Annotated in this window: 3 protein-coding genes and 1 pseudogene; 2 read left to right on the top strand and 2 right to left on the bottom strand. The window is 57.8% G+C overall.

Annotation, left to right across the window (positions count from 1 at the left end):
• The first annotated feature begins 216 nt into the window (after positions 1-216).
• Both AC1TQG_RS25990 and AC1TQG_RS25985 read left to right on the top strand, forming a co-directional pair.
• Positions 217-8154: a SpvB/TcaC N-terminal domain-containing protein gene (locus AC1TQG_RS25990; RefSeq protein WP_482141757.1), complete on the top strand. Its 7938-nt coding sequence runs from the start codon at positions 217-219 to the stop codon at positions 8152-8154.
• Positions 8155-8273: 119 nt separating this feature from the next.
• Positions 8274-9436: pseudogene (locus tag AC1TQG_RS25985) on the top strand (IS3 family transposase).
• A gap of 414 nt (positions 9437-9850) precedes the next feature.
• On the opposite strand, the gene AC1TQG_RS25980 reads toward AC1TQG_RS25985, so the two are convergent.
• Both AC1TQG_RS25980 and AC1TQG_RS25975 read right to left on the bottom strand, forming a co-directional pair.
• Entirely contained in the window at positions 9851-19159 is a 9309-nt protein-coding gene (locus AC1TQG_RS25980; protein ID WP_482141755.1) for a hypothetical protein, read from the bottom strand.
• Positions 19156-21246 (bottom strand): S1 family peptidase, encoded by a 2091-nt coding sequence (locus tag AC1TQG_RS25975; protein WP_482141934.1) that lies wholly within the window; start codon positions 21244-21246, stop codon positions 19156-19158. The genes AC1TQG_RS25980 and AC1TQG_RS25975 overlap by 4 nt, the downstream gene beginning before the upstream one ends.
• Between the last annotated feature and the right edge of the window lie 8 nt (positions 21247-21254).

Below are 21254 nucleotides of genomic sequence, written 5' to 3'. Positions count from 1 at the left end.
CTGCAGAGGCACCTACCCTCGATATGCCACAAGACAGACAAGGGCTGACCCCAATACCCCGACTACACCGAAGCTTTCATCCTGTCCGGTAGTGAAGACATGGCGTGAGAAGTCGACCGTGCGGACCCCGAGTGGAGACAAATCGGATCCAGGCTACGCGAGTGGCGATACCAGACCCACGTTGAAGTGCCCATTGCTTGCCGAAAGTGTTGAATAATGACCAGCCCCGCGACGCCAACGCCAGCGGCTAAGCCCGCTGGAAAATCGTTCACCGTTGTCGCGCCGCAGGTTACGCTGCCCAAAGGCGGTGGGGCGATCCGTGGCATCGGTGAGAAGTTTGCGGCGAATCCTGTAACCGGAACAGGATCCGCTACGGTTCCGATCGCTACAAGCCCGGGCCGGTCGGGCTTCGGCCCTACGTTGAGTCTGTCCTACGACTCGGGATCAGGAAACGGTCCTTTTGGGTTGGGCTGGTCGTTGAATTTGCCGCTGATCACCCGTAAGACCGACAGAGGGCTACCGAGCTACCACGACGATATCGAGTCCGATGTGTTCATCTTGTCCGGTTCGGAGGATCTTGTGCGCGAACTTGGATCCGACGCCAAACCGTCGGAGGACAAGAACACTGCGCCGGGCTACACGATCTATCGGTACCGGCCGCGGGTGGAAGGACTGTTCGCTCGGATCGAACGCTGGACTCGCGACAGCGACGGCGACACGCATTGGCGGTCCTTCTCTCGTGACAATGTCCTGACTATCTACGGCAAAGACACGAAGTCTCGAATTGTCGCGCCGCATAACGACGGTGCGGGCGCGCCGCGGGTGTTCAGCTGGCTGATCAGCGAATCACGGGATGACCGCGGAAATGCGATCGTCTACGAATACAAACAGGAAGACGGCGTGGGCGCAGACCTGAGTGCTGCGCATCAAGGCAACCGCGGCGAGTTGGGGGATCCGCGGCGGCAAACAAACCGCTACCTTAAGCACATCCGCTACGGCAATCGGATACCGCTGCTGGACGAGGTCACTGGATCGCGGCCCCCGCAACTGACGACCGATCAGCTTGGTGACGTAGCGTGGATGTTCGAGCTGATCCTCGACTACGGCGAGCACGAAACCGTAGCGCCAACACCGAAGGAGACGCGTCAATGGGAGCATCGCGGGGACGCGTTCTCGTCGTACCGATCGGGATTCGAAGTCCGGACCGCACGGTTGTGCCAGCGTTTCTTGATGTTCCACCACATTCCCGATCTGCCGCTCGGGGATACGGGATATGACGGTCTTGTCCGTTCAACCGACCTGAAATACACTCTGTCCGACACCGGGTATGCGTTCGTGCAACACGTCACCCAATGCGGATACTCGCGCCGAGTCGACGGCGGCTACGTCCAGCGGGGTATGCCCCCCGTCGAGTACGAGTACAGCCGACCCAGCGTCGATGGCACCGTCCGAGAAGTAGACGGGGAGAGTCTGCAGAATCTGCCGATCGGGTTGGACGGGATAACCTATCAGTTTGTCGATCTGCATGGCGAAGGCATACCCGGAATTCTCACCGCGCAGGCGGGCGCCTGGTTTTACAAACGAAACATCAGCCCGATCAGTACCCGAGCGATCGAGTTCGCACCCCTGGAACGCGTTGGTGTGACACCGAACGCGGCTCAGAGCGCACGGTTTCTGGATTTGGCCGGGGACGGGCGACTCGACCTGGTTGACTTCGACGGACCGGCGCCAGGTATCTACGAACATGACGCCGATGAGGGCTGGGAGCCATTTCGGCCCTTCAGATCCCGACTGAATCGCAATGTGCACGAGGCCAACACGCGGTTCATCGACCTCAACGGTAACGGACACGCCGACGTCCTGGTCGCCGAAGACACAGCAAAGTTCATCTGGTACCCGTCGATGGGTGAAGAAGGGTTCGCCGCGGCTGAGGCCACCGCGCAGGCCCTCGACGAAGAAGACGGCCCCCGGCTGGTCTTCGCAGATGGCACCGACACCATCCATTTGGCGGACATGTCCGGCGACGGACTTGTCGATCTGGTTCGGATACGCAACGGCGAGATCTGTTACTGGCCCAACCAAGGCTACGGGCGGTTCGGCGCGAAAATCACCATGGATTGCAGCGCCGCACCCGAGGATCCGCGATGTTTCGATCACCCAGACCTGTTCGACCCCAAACGGATACGTCTTGCCGACATCGATGGCAGCGGCACGACCGACATCATCTACCTGGGGCACGATGGCGCTAGTGTCTATTTCAACCGGTCCGGCAACAGCTGGAGTGCACCGCTGGTGTTGACGGCGTTCCCGCGCGTCGACAACTTGTCGGCGGTGAGCACTGTGGATCTGCGTGGCAACGGAACCGAGTGCCTGGTCTGGTCCTCACCGCTACCCGGCGACACCGGCTGGCAGATGCGCTATATCGACCTGATGGGGAAGGTAAAACCACACCTGCTGACCCGAATCGTCAACAACCTCGGCGCCGAAACCACCCTGAATTACGCGTCGTCGGTTAAGTTTTACCTCGCCGACAAACAAGCTGGCCGACCGTGGTCCACCAAGCTTCCCTTCCCTGTACACGTCGTTGAACGTGTCGAAACCCATGATGTGATCAGCGGCAACTCGTTTACCACCCGCTACGTCTACCACAGCGGATATTTCGATCCCGACGAGCGGGAGTTCCGTGGCTTCGGGATGGTCGAACAATGGGACACCGAACGATTCGCCGCGTTGAGTTCCGCCGGTGAGGTCCCCAAGAGTGACACCAACCGCGGCGCCACCAATATCGACGCTTCATCGCATGTTCCACCGGTACACACGAAAACCTGGTTTCACACCGGCGCAGACCTCAGCGAAGATGACTCCAGTCGCCTCACAAGTCGCTTTTGGCGTCCACAGAGCCTGGGGCCGCCTGTCCTTCCGGCGGAGCCAATGAGCCCACGGGAGCGGCGGGAGGCGGTGCGCGCCCTCAATGGCGCAATGCTACGCCAAGAAGTGTGGGGCACAGCCGAGATCCCCTACACCGTCGTTGAGCAGACCCACACAGTCGAACGAAGCCAACCCCAGCGCGACAATCGGCACGGCGTCTTCTTCGCCCATCCCCGCGAAGTCCTCACCTTCTACCACGAACAATCCGCTGGCGACCCACGGATCGGGCACTCACTGACTCTTGAAGTAGACCCGTACGGCCTCGCCCTGAAATCTGTTGACATCGGCTACGGCCGACCGACGAATCGCACACTCGCCGGGACCGAAGAAACACACAACTATAAACTGACCGAGTCCGACCGAGCGCGGCAAACCGAGACCCTGCTCACCTACACCGAAATTGCCACAACGAATCCGATCGACAACCTGCCTGGCAGCCGTGCTCCGAAGTACCCGCACGACTATCGCACACCCATTCCGGCGGAAACACGAACATTCGAACTCACCGGTTTTACCCAAGCGGGCCCGCGCTTCACCATCGACCAATTCGAAGGCACCAAAGTTTCAAGGTTTGCGCCGCTAACCGACGCAACCGAACTGCAATATCACCAGACGCCTAGCGTGACACCGCAAAAACGGCTGATCGAGCACGTCCGCACTCTGTACCGAGCAGATAATCTCGCAGCCGGACCATTGGCGCTGACAACGATCGAGCCGCGGGCGATGGTGTTTGAGGCTTACAAGCTTGCGATGACACCCAAACTAGTGCTGAGCGTCTATGGCGGCAGAGTCACCGACGAAATGCTCCACACCCAAGGTGGCTATGTTCACCTCGGCGACACCAACTGGTGGATTCCCTCGGGCCGAATATTCCTCTCACCGAACCGCGCCGACGCTACCCGCGCCGAATTTGACTATGCGCGTAAACATTTCTTCTTGCCATGTCGCTACCGCGACCCGTTCGACAGTCCAGTTGTCCCCACCGAGGGGGTCGTTACCTACGACCAGTACGACCTGCTAGTCCGCGAAACAAGCGACCCCCTAGACAATCGCATCAGTATCGGCGAACGAAAAGCGAATGGCGAACTTGATCCGTTGACAGGGGGCAACGACTATCGAGTCCTGCAACCCGCGCTGGTCACCGACGCCAATGGCAACCGCGCCGCCGTTGCGTTCGACGCGCTCGGTCTGGTTGCCGGTACCGCCGTAATGGGCAAACCGTACCCAAAACCAGCGCTTCTCGAAGGTGACCTACTCGACGGTTTCGAGCCCGACATCGATGACAGCGTCATAATCGATCTTCTCGCCGACCCACTGGCCGATCCAGCTGCGAACCCAAAGGCTAGCCCGGCCGCCCTGTTGAAACAGGCCACCACGCGCCTGGTGTACGACACGCACGCGTACCAACGATCCGGGCAGCCTGCCACGGTGTACACCGTTGTGCGCGAAACCCATGATGCCGACCCGATCACCGACGGCGGGGTAAAACTTCAACACACCCTCAGTTACTCCGACGGATTCGGACGCGAAATACAACGCAAAATCCAGGCCGAACCCGGAACCGTTCCAACACGCGACACGACCGGCAACGTGGCCGTAGACGCCGACGGCCAACCCGTCGTGACCGCTCACGACGTGACTCGACGGTGGGTGGGCAGCGGGTGGGCCGTGTTCAACAACAAGGGCAAACCCGTTCGCCAATACGAGCCGTTCTTCACCGACACACACCGCTTCGAGTTCGACACCCGGATCGGCGTCAGCCCCGTGCTGTTTTACGAACCTGCGGGGCGGGTTGTCGCCATACTGCGCCCCGACCACACATGGGAGAAAGTGACTTTCGACCCTTGGAGGCAGGAAACCTGGGATGCGAGCGACACCGTCGCGACTCCAAATCCGGCCGCCGACCCGGACGTAGGCGAATTTTTTAGCCGGCTATCCAGCGTGGACTATCTGCCCACCTGGCACGGCGCTAGAATCGGTGGAGCGCTCGGCGTTGATGAAAAGACGGCTGCGGAAAAGTCGGCCGTCCACGCGCAAACACCCACGCTCGCTTACGCCGACGCGCTCGGCCGCACCTTCCTGACCGTCGCGCACAACACCTTCCAGTACACGTGGCCGCCGGCAGCGCCCTTTTTTGAAGAGTTCCATGTGGCCCGCGTCGAGATCGACATCGAAGGAAACCAACGGGTCGTCCGCGACGCCCTCGAACAGGGTGGCGCCACACCCGGACGGATGGTGATGCGCTACGACTACGACATGATCGGCAACCGTATCCATCAGGCCAGTATGGAAACCGGTGAACGCTGGGCACTCGCCGACGTAGGCGGAAAACCGCTGTACGCGTGGGACAGCCGCGGCAACCGGATACGCACATCCTACGACCCGCTCCGCAGACCTACCGGCACTCATCTTTTGGAATCTGATGCAGTGCCGGAGTTATTGGTTGGCCTCACTGTCTATGGAGAGTCTCGGCCGGATGCAGTCGTCCACAACCTGCGCGGCAAGCCTGTCGAAGTGTGCGATCAGGCAGGCAAGATCACCAACGATGTGTACGACTTCAAGAGCAACCCCCTCAGGAGCTCGCGGCAACTTGCTACGTCGTACAAGACAATCCTGGACTGGTCGACCCCCGTTCCGCCTGCCCTCGATCCGCTAACCTATACATCGAGCACTCGGTACGACGCGCTGAACCGGCCCACCACGCTAACGCATCCCGACAACAGCGTCGTGCGACCCGGCTACAACGCAGCCAATCTCCTCGAACGCGTGGACGTCAACCTACACAGCAACGTCAACGAACGTGGGGAACGGATATGGACACCGTTCGTCACCAACGTCGATTACGACGCCAAGCGCCAGCGCACACTCATCGACTACGGCAACAACATGAGGTCGACCTACGAATACCACCCGAAAACCCTGCGTCTCAAACACATCCTGACCACACGCAATCCAGCGGCCTTCCCCGCCGACTACGACCCGAAACCACTCTCGGCGCCGGACTGGCCAGGAAAAGCAGTCCAGAACCTCACCTACACCTACGACGCCGTCGGCAATGTCACCCACATCACCGACCTCGCACAACAGAGCCGATTCTTCAACAACAAACGTGTGGAACCCAGCAACCACTACACTTATGATGCCGTCAATCGACTAATCGAAGCCACGGGCCGCGAACATCTCGGCCAAGCCAGCGCTCGATCGACATCGCACTCCTACAACGACCGGCCACGGACTGCCATCCATCCGTCACCCACCGATGGGAATGCAATGGGGCTATACCGTGAACGGTACGAATACGACCCAGTTGGCAACTTCCAACGGATGATACACCGCGGCGCCGACCCCATACAGCCAGACTGGACGCGTGCCTACGCCTACAACGAAACCAACGCCATCACCAATGTCGGAGTAAGCAATCGCCTCACCAGCACCACAATCGCCACCGCAACTAGCGGCACCACCACCGAGCCCTATAGCGAGTACGGGGACGGTTACGACCCGCACGGCAACATGCTAAGTATGCCCCACCTTCAAATCATGCAATGGGACTACCGCAACCAACTACAAATGACACAGCGCCAGGCAATAAACATCGCCGACGAAGACGGCGCAGCGCACCAGGGCGAGCGCACTTGGTATGTGTACGACTCTGCCGGCACGCGAGTCCGGAAAGTCACGGAATTTGCATCACAGCTTGGCGCGGCGATCCGAATTAAGGAGGAGCGACTCTACCTCGGTGGATTCGAGATCCACCGAGGCAACGGCGTGAAGCCTCATGTCCGCGAGACGCTTCACGTCATGGACGACCAGCAGCGCATCGCACTGATCGAAACCAGAACCCAGGGTATTGACCGGGGACCCGAGCAGCTCACCCGGTACCAATTCGGGAACCATCTCGGCTCAGTGAGCCTCGAATTCGACGACAAGGCACAGGTTGTCACGTATGAGGAATACAATCCGTACGGATGTTCTGTTTATCAAGCCGTGCGCAGTCAAACGGAGACACCAAAGAGATTTCGCTACACCGGCAAAGAGCGAGATGACGAAAGCGGATTGAGCTATCATGGCGCCCGCTATTACTCGCCATGGCTAGGCCGCTGGACTAGCACCGACCCTCTAGGCCTGGCCGATGGGATGAATACCTACCGTTTCTGTCAGAGCAATCCGGTCGCTCACACTGACCCTACCGGCACGACAACCAAGGCCAGCGAGCCGTCGGTACTACAGGTCATCGATGAAACGCTGGAGAGGAAGAGCATTCCTTATAACACAGAAACCAAGGTGCGCGTGGAGCTTCCGGACAAGAGCATGGTCGTCAGGAGATACGACCGAATGTACCGCGATCCGACTTCCGGAAACTTTGCGGTTATCGAGGCAAAAGGAGCGCGACCCAATCAGCTCACCCCCGCGGAGCGCCTCGCGGACAAGCTCATACAGGAGCATGGGGGCCGATTCGAGGTACTCGAGAGTGCTGGCAAACCCCCAACTTCACCCAGAGTGGAACGGATCCCGTTCACCAAGGGATACAAAGGTGAGTTCAAACCCGGTCACGTTCATTATGCGCACGGATCGCCAGGGCACGTCGCCAGAGCGGAAGCACCACACGCAATGGACGTTGGGGCCTGGCGTGCGTGGATGAATGAGACGCATGCAGACGCCAAACCACCAACTGGAATGGCGCGGATCACCAGGCCAAATCAATTACCCACCTATATCACACAAGAGAAGGCGCTGCAGAATGCCAGCCCTAAGAAACAAATGCAGTATGTCAGTCCCAAAGAACGAGATCTGGTACGCCAGCAAATGATTGCTCGATCACAGGCAAGGAGCTCCTCGGGCGGAATGATAGGCCTCCAGGGAGGAGGTGGTGGCCTCAGGGCGGCTGTAAGGCCAGCTATCAGGGCGCTGCCGCAAGGAGTGCAATGGCTAGGCCAGGTCTCCACGGCTTTCGGAGCCGCAAGCGAGGCTGATGAGACGGATCGGTTGTTGGCGAACCATGGTGAGGGAACATTCACCCGAGCCACGAACACTGCCGCGGTGGTCATACTCGGTGTTGTGGCAGGCGTCGCCGATGACGGTCTTGCAGGGGTGCAAACTTTTTTGTTCGGTGCACCTGTCGTCACCGCGCAATCTTGGGATGACCACCAATCCGGTCCGATCCAGCACGCGGCCGGGGAGGCCTATCGAGGAATTATCCAGTGGGGTTACCGCCACGGGTACTAGCCACATGAGTCGAGCAAGGTGCCAATGCGCGTACGGCTAGTTCCAGAACTGAGGGACTGCTGCACCAATAGGTGACATCTGATCTGCCTTGCCTGCGGGCGGTCGGGAAGGATGTAGTTGTGCCCAAGCCTTGCCCTCAAGAGTTCCGTGACGACGCTGTACGGGTCGCCCGTGATCGCGGCGATGGAGTGACAATCGAGCAGGTCGCCAAGGATTTCGGCGTGCACCCGATGAGCTTGGCCAAGTGGATGCGACGCGCCGACATCGATGCCGGTCATCGACCGGGTGTCACCTCGACAGAGTCCGCCGAATTGCGCGAGGCCAACAAGCGGATCCTGTTGCTCGAGCCGGAGAACGAAGTCCTACGCCGGGCCACGGCCTACCTGTCACAGGCGAACCTGCCGGGAAAAGGCTCTACCCGCTCGTGAAAGAGCTCGCCGCCTACGGGTTCCCGTGGCGGTGTCGCGGGAGGGTCCTCAAGCTCCCCCGCCAGCCCAACTATCGATGGCTGGCCGATCCAGTCACCATTGCCGAGCTGACCTGGGCCTACCGGGCGAACGTACTGTTCGATGCCCATCGCGGGCGATCCTGAGTTCGGATACCGGTTCCTCGCCGGCGAAGCAGAGCAGGTCGAAGAATCAATGTGTGAGCGGACCGCCTGGCGGATCTGCCGAGACAACCGTTGGTGGTCAGTGTTCGGTAAGAAGCGAGGCCGCAACGGCCGCCGATCAGGCACACCAGTTCACGACGATCTGGCCCAACGAAACTTCACCGCAGATACTCCAAACCAGTTGTGGCTCACGGATATCACTGAGCACCCTACCGCTGAAGGAAAGCTCTATCTGTGCGCGATCAGAGACGTCTATTCGGGGAGGATCGTCGGCTACAGCATCGATTCCCGCATGAAGTCCCGACTAGCAGTGGCAGCACTCAACAGTGCTGTTGCCCGCCGCGGCGAGGTCGCCGGCTGCATCGTCCATAGCGATCGAGGATCGCAGTTCCGATCACGAAAGTTTGTGCACGCCTGAAACATGCACGGCCTGGTCGGCTCGATGGGGAAGGTCGGGGCCTGTGGTGACAATGCGGCGATGGAGAGCTTCTTCGCTCTGGTGCAACGTATGTTCTCGACCGTCGTCGTTGGGACACCCGGGAACAACTGCGGATCGCGATCGTGACGTGGATTGAACGGACCTACCACCGTCGCCGTCGCCAGGCCCGCCTTGGTCAGTTGACGCCGATCGAATACGAAGCCATCATCAACAATGCCGCAGCCGCGGCATGACACCGTGACTGTCACCTATCCGTGCAGCAGTCGCGAGTACGAGTCCAGTTACTACGCTGGACTCATACTCGAGCAAGACTCCACATTGGAGGCGGCACAAAACCTGCGGTGATTCACTCGTCGAATCGAAGACGAATGTCTGCTGATCTGAACGTCAATGGCACGTAGCGATGACCCCACCGACAGCCGCCTCCACCAACGCCAGCCTGCCCACCACACACCGCCATTAGTGCTCAAATCTAAAACCCCGAGGCACCATCACTCCACGTCGCAGCGGCCAATACCGAGCCATCTACGACTCGATGATAGAAGTCCGGATGCAGCTAAAGCTTCTGAACTCCGTGAGACGTTCGCGTGTCAGCCAATGGTAGAACCGTCGAAATTTCGCCGCGCACCAGTCGCGTCCGTAGGCAACTACTTCACATGGTCAAGAACGCGCTTTAACAGCAAGCTTTCATCGCTACTTCCGCCTTGATCTGTTGTGAGCAACGAGACAGGCAGTGCATCCCCCGCAATCCGATCAAGTTGCGATCGAAGCAGTCGCCGTTGGGCTTCCAGCAAGCGACTTTGCGCGAGCGCACTGCCATCAGGGACTGTCAAGACCCGTCCCCAATTCGCCAATGCCGACAAATGCTCTGAATCACTGAGTAAGTCGACAGCACTGTCAAGTTCGCCGATCGAGGCAAGGAGCGATCTCGCCAATCCTGACAGCTCAGACTCGCCAGTCCGTAATGATGGCTTCATGAGCATCGAAAGCGCGAAGGCTCGCAATTGGCGAACCTGCCGCTGCGTCATTTCGCCAGATAGAGATAGCGACCTTAAGCGAGACCATGATCCCCCTAGTACATGACGTTCCGGACGGTCAATCCAAGCCGAGACGAATTGCTCGGTGTGGACACTGGCTATCGCCCTTCTACCAACATTATGCAGGATTGCCACGGCGCCCGCCGCAAGCAGACTGTCATCTCTGCCTACGAAGTCGATTGCAACCGTTGCTGCCAGCAACTCAGCAGCGTCAAACACGCGATCCTCGTCCGTACCCTCGAATACTCCTGCTCTCGATCTCAACCAGAACTCCGCCGCGCGTGCAATTCTGCCGGTGCCCGATTCAGTGTTAGCCTCCAAAATTTCGCCAGCCGCCCTGAGAATCGCCTCCACAGGATTGAGTCGTTCTTCTCCGCGCTGGCCGAAACCTTCGCGCAACCACTGTCGATATTGGGAATATCGACGAGTATCGACTAATTCACCCGCGGCAACTGCGGCGTGGGCATCGATGGCCCAGGCTGGCAGATCAAGCCTCACGGAACGCGTCTTGGCTCCGACAACTTTAATCACCAGTTGCCCTTCCGACGTCACGTCGATCACGTCGACCTCGACCAAACTATTGATGCCCGCGGTCAATTCTGGATCACGCGCTTCATATGCCAACAGGATCGCTTGACCCTCTATCCGCGCCACGTATTGCCAGCGCCCGGCGCCGAGATTGACTGGCCTGCCTCGACCAACCGAGACACTTAAAGGCGCACCGGGACGAAGCAACTTCGCCTGCCGATCGACTAATGGGTGGGAAGTGATTGAGATTCCGCTGCCGGTCCGTCTGGTCGAAAATCGGCCGAGCATTCGCAAATTATCTAACAGGTCAGACGACGATATACCCGGGATCCACGATGCGTGCTCCGCAGGTAGCCAGTGGTAACGGCCGGTGACGACATCACGGCATATGACGCCAACGGGCTCATCAAGGTCGTCATTTACCGAATATTCGGCCACGACCACTGGGTCGGCACCGTCTCGGGAATAGATCCCCGCATGCGGTCTTCCAGTACCGTCCACGCGCCACCACAATATCGGGGTTATTCGTTGTTTACCAACACCAAGAGCACCAGCAACACGCTCCCGGTGTTGGGGTGGGACATCTGCAACGACGTCATCCACGGAAACCGCGAACAACACGGCGCCACAACGTACTACCAACCCATATGCGCCAACGCGCGCCGCCACCTGCGTGCGAATCAGACTATTCACAGGCCACCGACCCGAATCCTGCAAGCGCCGCGAAACAGTGACCACACGACGATCCAGCCCGACGACGTCGATCGTCATTGCGATCGACTGTAGCAACTCGGCGATCAGCGCTTTCGACTCATCGGAACGAGCGAGTATCTGTCGGAGCCAACTGTATCCTGGCCATGAGGTCTCCGATCGCGCCGCAAGCCGGACGTCGACGTCCGGAAACCCGGCGATTCGAAGCGCACCAGCGTCGTCAACAACAAGCAACGCTACATCACCAGGTCGTATGGCGCCGTAGTCCACTGGTCCGAGATCGTTGTTTTGGTCGAGCCAGACTGCGCGAACTTTTTTGTAACTCGCGAGTTCAACAAGCGACATCGGATATGTGAGTGACGTTCCAACCCCTAATCTAAGGCTTCCACGCGCTTCATCCAGTCCAGACACAGGTAAAAGCAGACGCGAATTAGCCTCTCCGACTGGAAGTCCCGAACGATCCGTTGAGGTCCAGCTCTTAAACACGAGGTGATCCGGCCCGACTCCCCAGTCCTGACCGGACACTTTCAGCGATAATTCCAATCCCATTCGATCTCCGGGCCTAAAGAATGACCAGTCCAGATCGGACAGCGAAACGTTTTCGTCTGTCGTCACGAGCGCTCCCCGAACTTCGACCACGCGGCCCGGACTCAATTCGAGCCACACTCCGGCGTTGTCCGCGCTTGGACCAGCAACTGTAAACTGCCGTTGACCATGAGACCATACTTCTCTGTCCGAGGTCAGGGTCGACGCCGGCCATCCATACCGTGACAGTCGGTCCCGGCCGTAACGAAGGGTCGCTCCGCCCTCAAAGTCCACGAAAACGCCTTCATTCGTCGCGCTGGCGAGCCCGAGTGGATATTCGCTGACTGTATTGTTGCGCGACACATAACCAGTCGTCTGATCGTGGTGCTTCCACTTGCTTCGCCGGCAATCGTCCAGAATATCTTCCGCCGCCTTGTCCGCGAACGACACTCGCGCCCAGGGCACTTCAATGAAGGCGGGGACTGCGGCGCCCAATGTCCCCCGCCGGCCTCGAGCTTCAAGTTTCGCCATCGATTCGACCGAACGATTCACTACTCTCGCAAACTGCACAAAGACACCGTCTTGCGGCTCCACAATAAATTCCCGACCGTTTCGTTTCCGAAGTCGTCCTACTTTGGGATGAGGAGTCGCCAAGAAAGCCCGGCCCGTTCCCTTTGCCGGGGTTGCCTCCAGGTCAGGAAGACCAGCAACCGTAAACATTCTTTCCATCACCTCGTCGCCTCGTCCATCGCGGCGAGCGGGTCTCAAAACCGATGTCTTTGGTAGGATTACTGCTGGGCGGCCGGTTTTAGGAACATAGGCGCCGTCTGCCGGAATTGCAGCCGTGATCCGGACCGTCTTGTCTGGCTCCAGTTCGAGACGAACCACCGATCCGGACCCAATTTGCTCTTCCATAAGAGTATCCACCGCGCTAAACATAATACCGGGCGCAATTTCCATTCGCCCGGCACCCATAATTGCGTAACACTGCCCTTCCATACTAAGCAAATAGCTCACTAAGGTAGAAGACGCGCGACTCGGCGCACTCAGCACTGAACCGTTTCGAGGACGATTAGCGGACCCTAGATCCGGCTCATTTCCTGCAGGATTCCACGGCGCAAATATCCTTACTAGCATCACAACTTCGGTTCGTTCAATATCCAGGCCGTTGGAAAGTAGCCTTTCGAGAGTGCTCTCCCGTAAGGAAAACTGCCGACGATTCACTTTGACTTCGAGATCACTAGGCGTGACCGTTTCCGGAAGACCGAAAACAATTTTAATGTCGTTGTCTAACTGTTCAATACGGCGAGCCGTCATGAATACAAGGTCGCCATCCATCAGACCGTTTGCAGCGACCACGCCAAGTTGACGCACCTCGCCAGCCGAGCGCATGGCCTCTTCACAGTCAAGCCGCGCAAGCACCTGTTGTTTAATCACTCCGGTGTGTCCAGATGATCGTAGATGCTCCAAGAGGACACTTTGACTTGACGAATCTAGAATGGCAGTTGTCGGAACCCATTGAGGACCGCGAAACGGTTCCACAGGATCGGTCAACGAGCGACTAGCTTGAATACGCAGGACTCGAACTATACCTGCGTCGATGTGGATCTCTAACTCGAGAAAATGTAAATACCGCTGGGCCGCCTCGACAACTAAACGCCTTACATAACTCGGCGAGATGTCACGTCGGTCGATCACGAGGACGAGGCGTTTGCTCACTTTGTCGACTGTAAAACTCACCGCGCGAACCCGGTCACCGTGAAAGAGATCCGAAAGTCGGCTTTCTCGAGAAACGTCCTTCTCGTCCGCGCTCGAGATTCGAAGTGAATCCGCTGACACTAAGAGAACCCATCCTAGACCCCACTCAAAGGCATGGCCGGTTCTCGTGTCCGTCGGCGGGCCGATATAGTGCAATTGCTCATGCTCGGTAAGTTCGATCCGCGAACTGTCCAACGACCAGGCTCGCCGACGGCGATACTCTGCCAACGTTTTTGGCACACTCATCATATAGGACGCCCTATACCCGTCCTCATGCGGAATAAGCCGGGCACGTACGTTGCCCTTCGGGTAAAGGACACCCGCGACCGCTGGTAGCTGGCCAGGAACCAGGCACAGTCGAGCAGAGTGCACCCCGTCTGAGTTGGGCGGCTCTAGGCCGCCGAAAATGTCGATGTGATGGCCGTCTAGAGACAACGACCCGATCACATGCTCTTCTCCTGACTGCTGGAATTGCCTCCATCGACTGCCTGGATCTATCGGATGGCTGTCCGCCCTGATGGATCCACGCCGAAACTGCAAGTTCCTTCGCACGCTAAAGAGGACGCCCCCCCTTCTCACGGCGACCACAGTCTCGCTTAAGGTCAACGTAATCGACGATAGCGTGAGGTTAGAGTTAAGGGATGGCTGCCGTGCTGCGGTTCCAAGAATCATTCTTCGTGTCTTGCGGCTCCTCACGACCACCGTTTGGACTTCTTTGTTAGAATTACGGCGGAGAAGCTGGAAGTCGGCCCTATCCATCGCCAGCTCACGGACGCCGGCAGTACCCGCAAGCCGCTGTTCGGATCGCACCAGCACCGGAGCGTTGACTAACTGCCTGTAATCAAAGTCGTCGTCCGATCCTACGTATTCGCTCAGTTCAAAGTCAGCATCCCGGGAATCGCGTACCTCGAACAGTGCGCGCACGGTCACACTACGGTCCAGGAAGCGCAACGACCACTCATCGCCACTACGAACACCAGCAATGGTCTGTCCAACCAGTTTGGAGTCAGTCTCCCCGAACCATTCCGGCTTCAACTCTAAGTAGTGAACCTCAGAATTGAATCGACACCAGGCACCGTACTGTTGGCCGTCTGCCACCCGCAAAACAATAATTCCGTCCATTGTCGTCGCGCGTGCGATTAGCGCGGCGACCTCATCCACGTTCGCATTTGCCGTATGCAGTGAAGCCACAAGCGTGTCGCACGCGAGTCCAGGACCATAACTATGGGCTCGCCACTTACTGGGGTCACTAACCACCTCGGCTGTACGGCCATGAATCAATCCGCGCGCAGTCGATACATCCTCCGGATTGAGCAAAGTAACCGACTCGGTTTCGATTCGAACAACCATCTTAGAAGTTGTAACAACAAGCATCCATTGAAGATTCTTAGAAAACAGCCAATCTAAAGTAACTGTGTCACCCCGACGAATCTCATACATCTCTTCAAACCGTTCCAAGGTCGGACAGTCGGGACTCTCGACCCCTCGAATCGACACTGCCTGAACAGGGACCACCGCCCGGCGCGCGTCATAGTCAGTCCAAGGTGCCGTAACGACGTGAACCCTATCTCCTTGGTCTTCTACTCCCGTGGCAACTACGTTATCTGGAAATCCGACCGGGCTATCGATGACTATGGAGTGTCGCTCCCGACCCCGTTTTTCTGCCACGACGGATTCATTCTGAAAGTCGCTAAAGTAGCTTAACCAGACGATGTTCCGATCATCAATGACGGGGCGAGATACCGCTTGGTGGGGCAATCTCAATCGAGGGCGATGAGTACCTGCGAGTTCCGCTGTGACAACCAGACCTTGGCGATCGGGCCCAAGCAATTCCTTCATCTCTTCGGGCTCTGCCCACGATCCCACTGGCAGGCAATACAGATTCCCAGGGGACGTAACGAAGTGCCAATCTCCCATCTCCTCGCCTTCTAAAACGGTATAGGTCAGGGACACCGATGCTGACGCAGAGCATTCCGCGACGACCAACTCGCTTAGCTGCCGGATAATTGGTACCCATTGATGCATTCCGGAGTTCCAGCGCACGAGGCACCGTCTCGTCTGTGAACTTTCCCCAGAGAACGACCGAGCTAGATTCGGGTCCCAATACCGGCGAATCTTCTCACCAACTTCCGTGTCCCGACTCGGATAAGAGTATTCGCCAAAGCCATCTATGTGGATAGTTAGCCAGGGAGCGGTGGTGACAACGGTTGCATAGCGTAGTTCACCTGGCCCCGGGTTGCGCCTCTTTAGCCTGTGCACTCCACTGACCACGGGTAATTCGCCGTGCAAGCGCGCTGCGACAATTGACCCGGGAGGAAACTCCGCGTCCACTATCGTCCGAGCTATCTCAATCGGTTCACCAAGCCCGCAATTGATCCAAGCACGCCGAGGCGCGATCGTACTAGCAGGTTCCGCCGTTTGGTCCGATGCCGCTACGATTCCTAGAGTTAACCGACGATTCGTCCTGATCTCATTCCGGAATTTCGCTCGATCCTTTCGGTTAGAGAAGAGATCGAGGATGGCTTCAGTCTGTCCCGCCAATAAAACGCTGCTTAGGTCCTTGTCATAAAGATACCGAACTACACGGCCACGGTATAAATCGGACGTGGTCGCAGCCAAACGTAAATCGTCGGCTCGTCGTATTCGCGCGCTGGCCCAGCTTTGCTCGACCACAGTGAAGTATGTGGGCGGAAGTGAGGGTCGGATTTGATTCGCCTCCCAAGCTTCGAGCACTCGGTCAGCCAACGGAACAGTACCGTCGACACGAACAGATTCCGTGATGGCGACGGACGTAAGAAACTGGACCAGCATCTGAGCCGTGAGATTATCTCCGCGCCGAGTAACTTCCAATTGCATTGGACTTGCCATACCAGATTCGCGGCCACGATAGCGCGAACGGCGATATATAGTTTCGACAGCACGAATACGAAGATTGTCCGCGGTCTCGCTATTTTCCGGAAGCTCTGTCGCGAGATGTTTCAGCAGGAGCTCGATGTGCCGGAGATTGCCGTCACTAAACTCAAGGATTGTATCAATGGTAGCCGTCTGAATTTCGGCAAGCCGTCGAAGCCGGGTCGGGTCGACCGCCTTTCCGTTCTGTTCGAAAGTCCGTATGAATTCGATCATCAAAGTCCGCACAGACAGAGGAATTTGTTCATCTTTGTCTACAGCGTAAATCCGATCCAACCAGTCTTCAATCCACTCCTGGTACGCGTCGTCTAGGAAGTCAGCACCGGCATCGTCGAGTAGGGCAGTTAACCTCAGAACACGCATGGTCAATGGCGCGGCCTTAACGCGCGCCCAATTGTCCAAATCTCGCGAACTCTCCCGCCAGATACTTAAAGGGTATCGGGGTGATAGCAATAGGCGCTGCGGTTTCGCCGCATTGGTCATGACAGCAGCAGGATCTCCCTCAGCCTTTTTCAACAGACCGCTGTACTGGTTGTTCAGGCCGGCACGTTGCGCGTACCAATCAATTTTCAGCTTTGGCCAACGTTTCTCAACCGACGTCGGCCAGGAGTGCGGATAAATTTCGAAAAGAACACTCGCCGGCTTAAGTAATTCGGGTACACGTAGGCCCTTCCCGCGAGGTTTTGGCTCCTTGTCGACAGCACTGAGTCTGTCAAGGACCGCAAATAGGATCGTCAGCGCGAGTGGCGGGTCACCTACGAACCAGCGCCCTGGTCCTAGCCCCCCGTCAAAGGTGGTGGACTCGACCCATGCCTTGTCGATCCAGCTTGTGCATACTGCGCCGATTGATTGGCGCGCTAGACGGGAACGCTGTTCATTTTCCTCTGCATCATGTGCCGCATTATCTCGCAAGACGCGCAAAGCAAACTCTGCCAGGACGCTGGGGTCGATGTGACCCGCCCGACCTACTCCTGAGTCCTGGGTGAGTTGCTCGATGTGCCATAATAAAGAGACCAATGCCTGGCCGAGTGGATTGTCGGCAGCATACTCGCCATGTTCCAACAAGCCCAGTAACGTCGAGTGATCCCTTAAGAAGTCGCTTCCGTGGAACACGATAGAAATAAGGTGGTCGTTATTGAGGTCTGCGCTATTTCGATCTTCAAGCAACTCCAACGCCAACGCTACCCCATGCATGGTCCGCAATAGCTCGATAGGCGTAACTTGAGGGAATGCGGGTCCATCATCTCTGAAATGGAACCATCCGTCATGGTTCCGGAACAACCATGGGCAGAAGACCCATGAGCCGTCAACTGGATCAGTTTCCGCAGCATTTCCACCAATAACAATCGGCGTTGGACCACGTCGCAATGAAGCGATCGCGCCGATGTAACTCCGAGCCTCAACCGGATCGATACCAGCCTGGATGACGCGGCCTCGGCGTAGACGGGTGCCGGGTATTTGCCACCACCGGGAGAGGCGAGTCGTGGTCGCAACGGGGTCGACCTCAGCAGCCAATGACCAAGTCGTGGCGTGCCATAGGGTTGCTCCCAGCGAAGCCGCGTCACCGTCGACAAGACCCGTCAAAGATCGATATATTTCCCTAACTGTTCGATCGTCACTGGCACGCTGCGAGCTCCAACGCGAAAACACAACTCCCGTGATTGCTTCCGTTTCGATAGCCTCCACAGACGGGGCATTGGTGGAATCCTCGTACCCGAACGTCGTTCGGGCCAATGCGTAGAGTAGATCCGGTTGAAGATGGGCGGCACCATGACCACCACGCCACAGTGCTCGCGACACCAAATCACGCGCTTGGCGGTCGGTTCGAACGGCGCCTTCGGCCGCACAGAGTAGCGCCAGTCGGCCGTAGTCCCCACGGAGCGCTGCGTCTGCAAGCGGAACTGATTGGTCCCCCAGCCAGCCAATATCAGCGCCAGTTGGATTTCTGCGGGTCAGTTCGCCGAGCGCGATTAATGTCACTGTGGGCATAATCTGATGACCAAGGTCCATATAGGGACCGCTCGGTATCCGACCACGCGATAGCTCATGCTCAGCGGCCAGGGGACCAGCTACTGAGGTGATCAGGTCCGATGCGGCCTGCTTTTCGCCCCGGCCAACCCGCGACACGACCGAAGAAAGCGTCTGCGCCAATGAATGATCGGTCAACGATAGAGCCGATATAATGGCTTCGTCTACTGCGCGAGCCAATTCTGGATCGATAGATTCTGGATCGAACGACACTTCGTAGTCGGTCCCATCAGCGGGCTCAACGACGCGAGCGGAATCGTAGGTGGCGGCAAGCAGATCCTTGAGTCCGTATGCCTGCACCCAGGGTGTTGCCATGCCAAGAGTGGTAGCGGCATCGCGGAGTTCTTGCAGGGTGGAACTTCGCCTGCGAAGGACCTTCAGTGCGGACACGAAGGCGTGCACATCGCCTGGGCCAAGGCGCATAGTCATCGCAAAGTACCAGTCTCGAAGAAGACTCATTGCTTCACCTTCCAAAGGGGTAGGGGCGGCCGCATCGCCGAACGCAGATAGTCCTCTGTGTCGGCCCGGTCAATGTCGTTCAGGGACTCAATGTCGTTCAGTGACTTTCGGTGACCGTAACCGACGGCACGATGCACGCTAGCCGGACAGGATTCGAGCCAGACGACCGTTGAGTGCGCGACTGGAATACGCCCGAGGATCGTCCACCACGCGCCGGAACCAACACCACTGTGGGGCGCTGAAATAGACAGTCTCATTCGCGTTGCCGCGATGCCAAAATCCGCAGACATCGAATCGACCAGATCTCCCCGCTCGATCGATCCGTCGCCGATTCGCTCCGCCAGCACGGCAGCAGGTGTTCGCCTCTCTGCTAGATAGGACTGCCACGGTTGAAGAATCGACGAATCCGCTCCCATTCGAATAAGACCTAGGAATATGGCATCGATCAGCGCTGTATCCCTAATTACGGACGGCACCTCCATAGGGCTACCAATGTCATGTCGCGCCCCCAGCCAGAGATCCAGAACGTAATCGAGCGTCGCGCCCGCATAAAGTGATGCCCAATGATTCGGCGCCGTTCGATGCGTTGCATGGCGACGGATGATTGCTGGGAAGTACTCTGGATAATAGTCTCGTATCAAAAGGATAGCGATCGATTCTTGCATCAAATTGGACCACATTCGCTGCGCGTTAAGCCCAGACACGAACGCGTCCGCAATGCGCTCCTGATCCAACCCCGGCGGAAGCGATGACACATTGGATTTGGGTCCGGCGACAGGCGATCCGTAGGTTGTGAGATTATCTAAAATCCTTGCAGTCAACCCTTGCACATACCGATCGAAGCCGTGTTCGGCAGGCTGACTTTTTGAAGAATCGTCGGCGAACCACGGCAATACAAACACCTCAGTCGGTTCCGCCCCTTGTCCAGTACTTGTCTGACGCGCGAGTGACGAAGCGATCGCCGCAGCTTCGATTCGAAGGGCATGACTGACGCTAAAGACAACGGCAGAACCTGGAAGAACTGACCGAATCCTGTTGCGACACAACCGTGCATCAAAAGCATCAGCGCTCGAATCTGGGACGATCACGAGTCCAACATCCGAGCCTGCAGCCACGATGTCACTCATAGCCGATAGTTGCTGTTGCCGTTCCGGACTAGCGATATCGGGAGTTTCAGTCCGCCAACGGCGGCGGGTCACACTTGTGCTCGCGTCGTCGATTGGCCCGCGCTCGACGCCAGAGAGCTCAAGGGCGAGATCTGCACCGGGTGGGACCGCGACTACATGGGTCGCCGGCATCCTATCAAGAACGATCCACGCACCGAGGTCTCCCACATACGAATCGTCGAATGGACATGGGGCCCCGTCCGGAAACCAATCACGCGGAATTCGATGCGCACTGAGACCAATTCGCCTCGGTCGAGGCTGATCGGTCGCGAGGTCAGTCCCCTCCTCGACGCAGTGAATCTCAACTACACAACCCAATTCGATATCGACCAGTGCCCGGAACACCGTGTCGGCAACAAGATGGCGTACAGGTACTGCATTCAATGCTGAATTTCTATACCTGCTGTTGTCCGCCCTTACTACGCCCAGCAACTGCCAGTCTCTTGTCAGTACTGGCGCTCCCGACGAACCGCCCCACGGCGATTCACGCTCCTCCGCAACCGTACCCTGGGCGTTCGGTCGATCCTTAGGTGCCGAGTAACCTAGGTGAAGGCGATAGGCCGAATCATGCTCGGATATCGAGTGTGTAATCCACGTGTCTGGTATTGGCTTTCGCACACCCCCTTCCATGCCGGCCCAGTAATAGCCAAGGGTTACAACTTTAGTTTCGGCGAGTCCGGTGCTCAGTTGCGCCCAAATAACCGCGGGAAGACCTGACCAGGGTTTACCCTCCTCAACTCTAACCAGCATGGCATCAGTACCTACATCTTTGGCCCGCCAAACAACTGAGGCAGAGTACACTTCACCAACAACTGAAGTCACCGTACAAGTGTCGCTATCCTCCGCAACGAGATGCCGCGAAGTCAACACAACATTGCTCGTCACCGCAAAACCTGTGCCGACGCGTGCGCCCGTGACCATCACCACCC

The sequence above is a fragment of the Williamsia sp. Y844 genome, from assembly GCF_056786475.1.
This window is presented reverse-complemented; position numbering and strand designations above follow the sequence as displayed.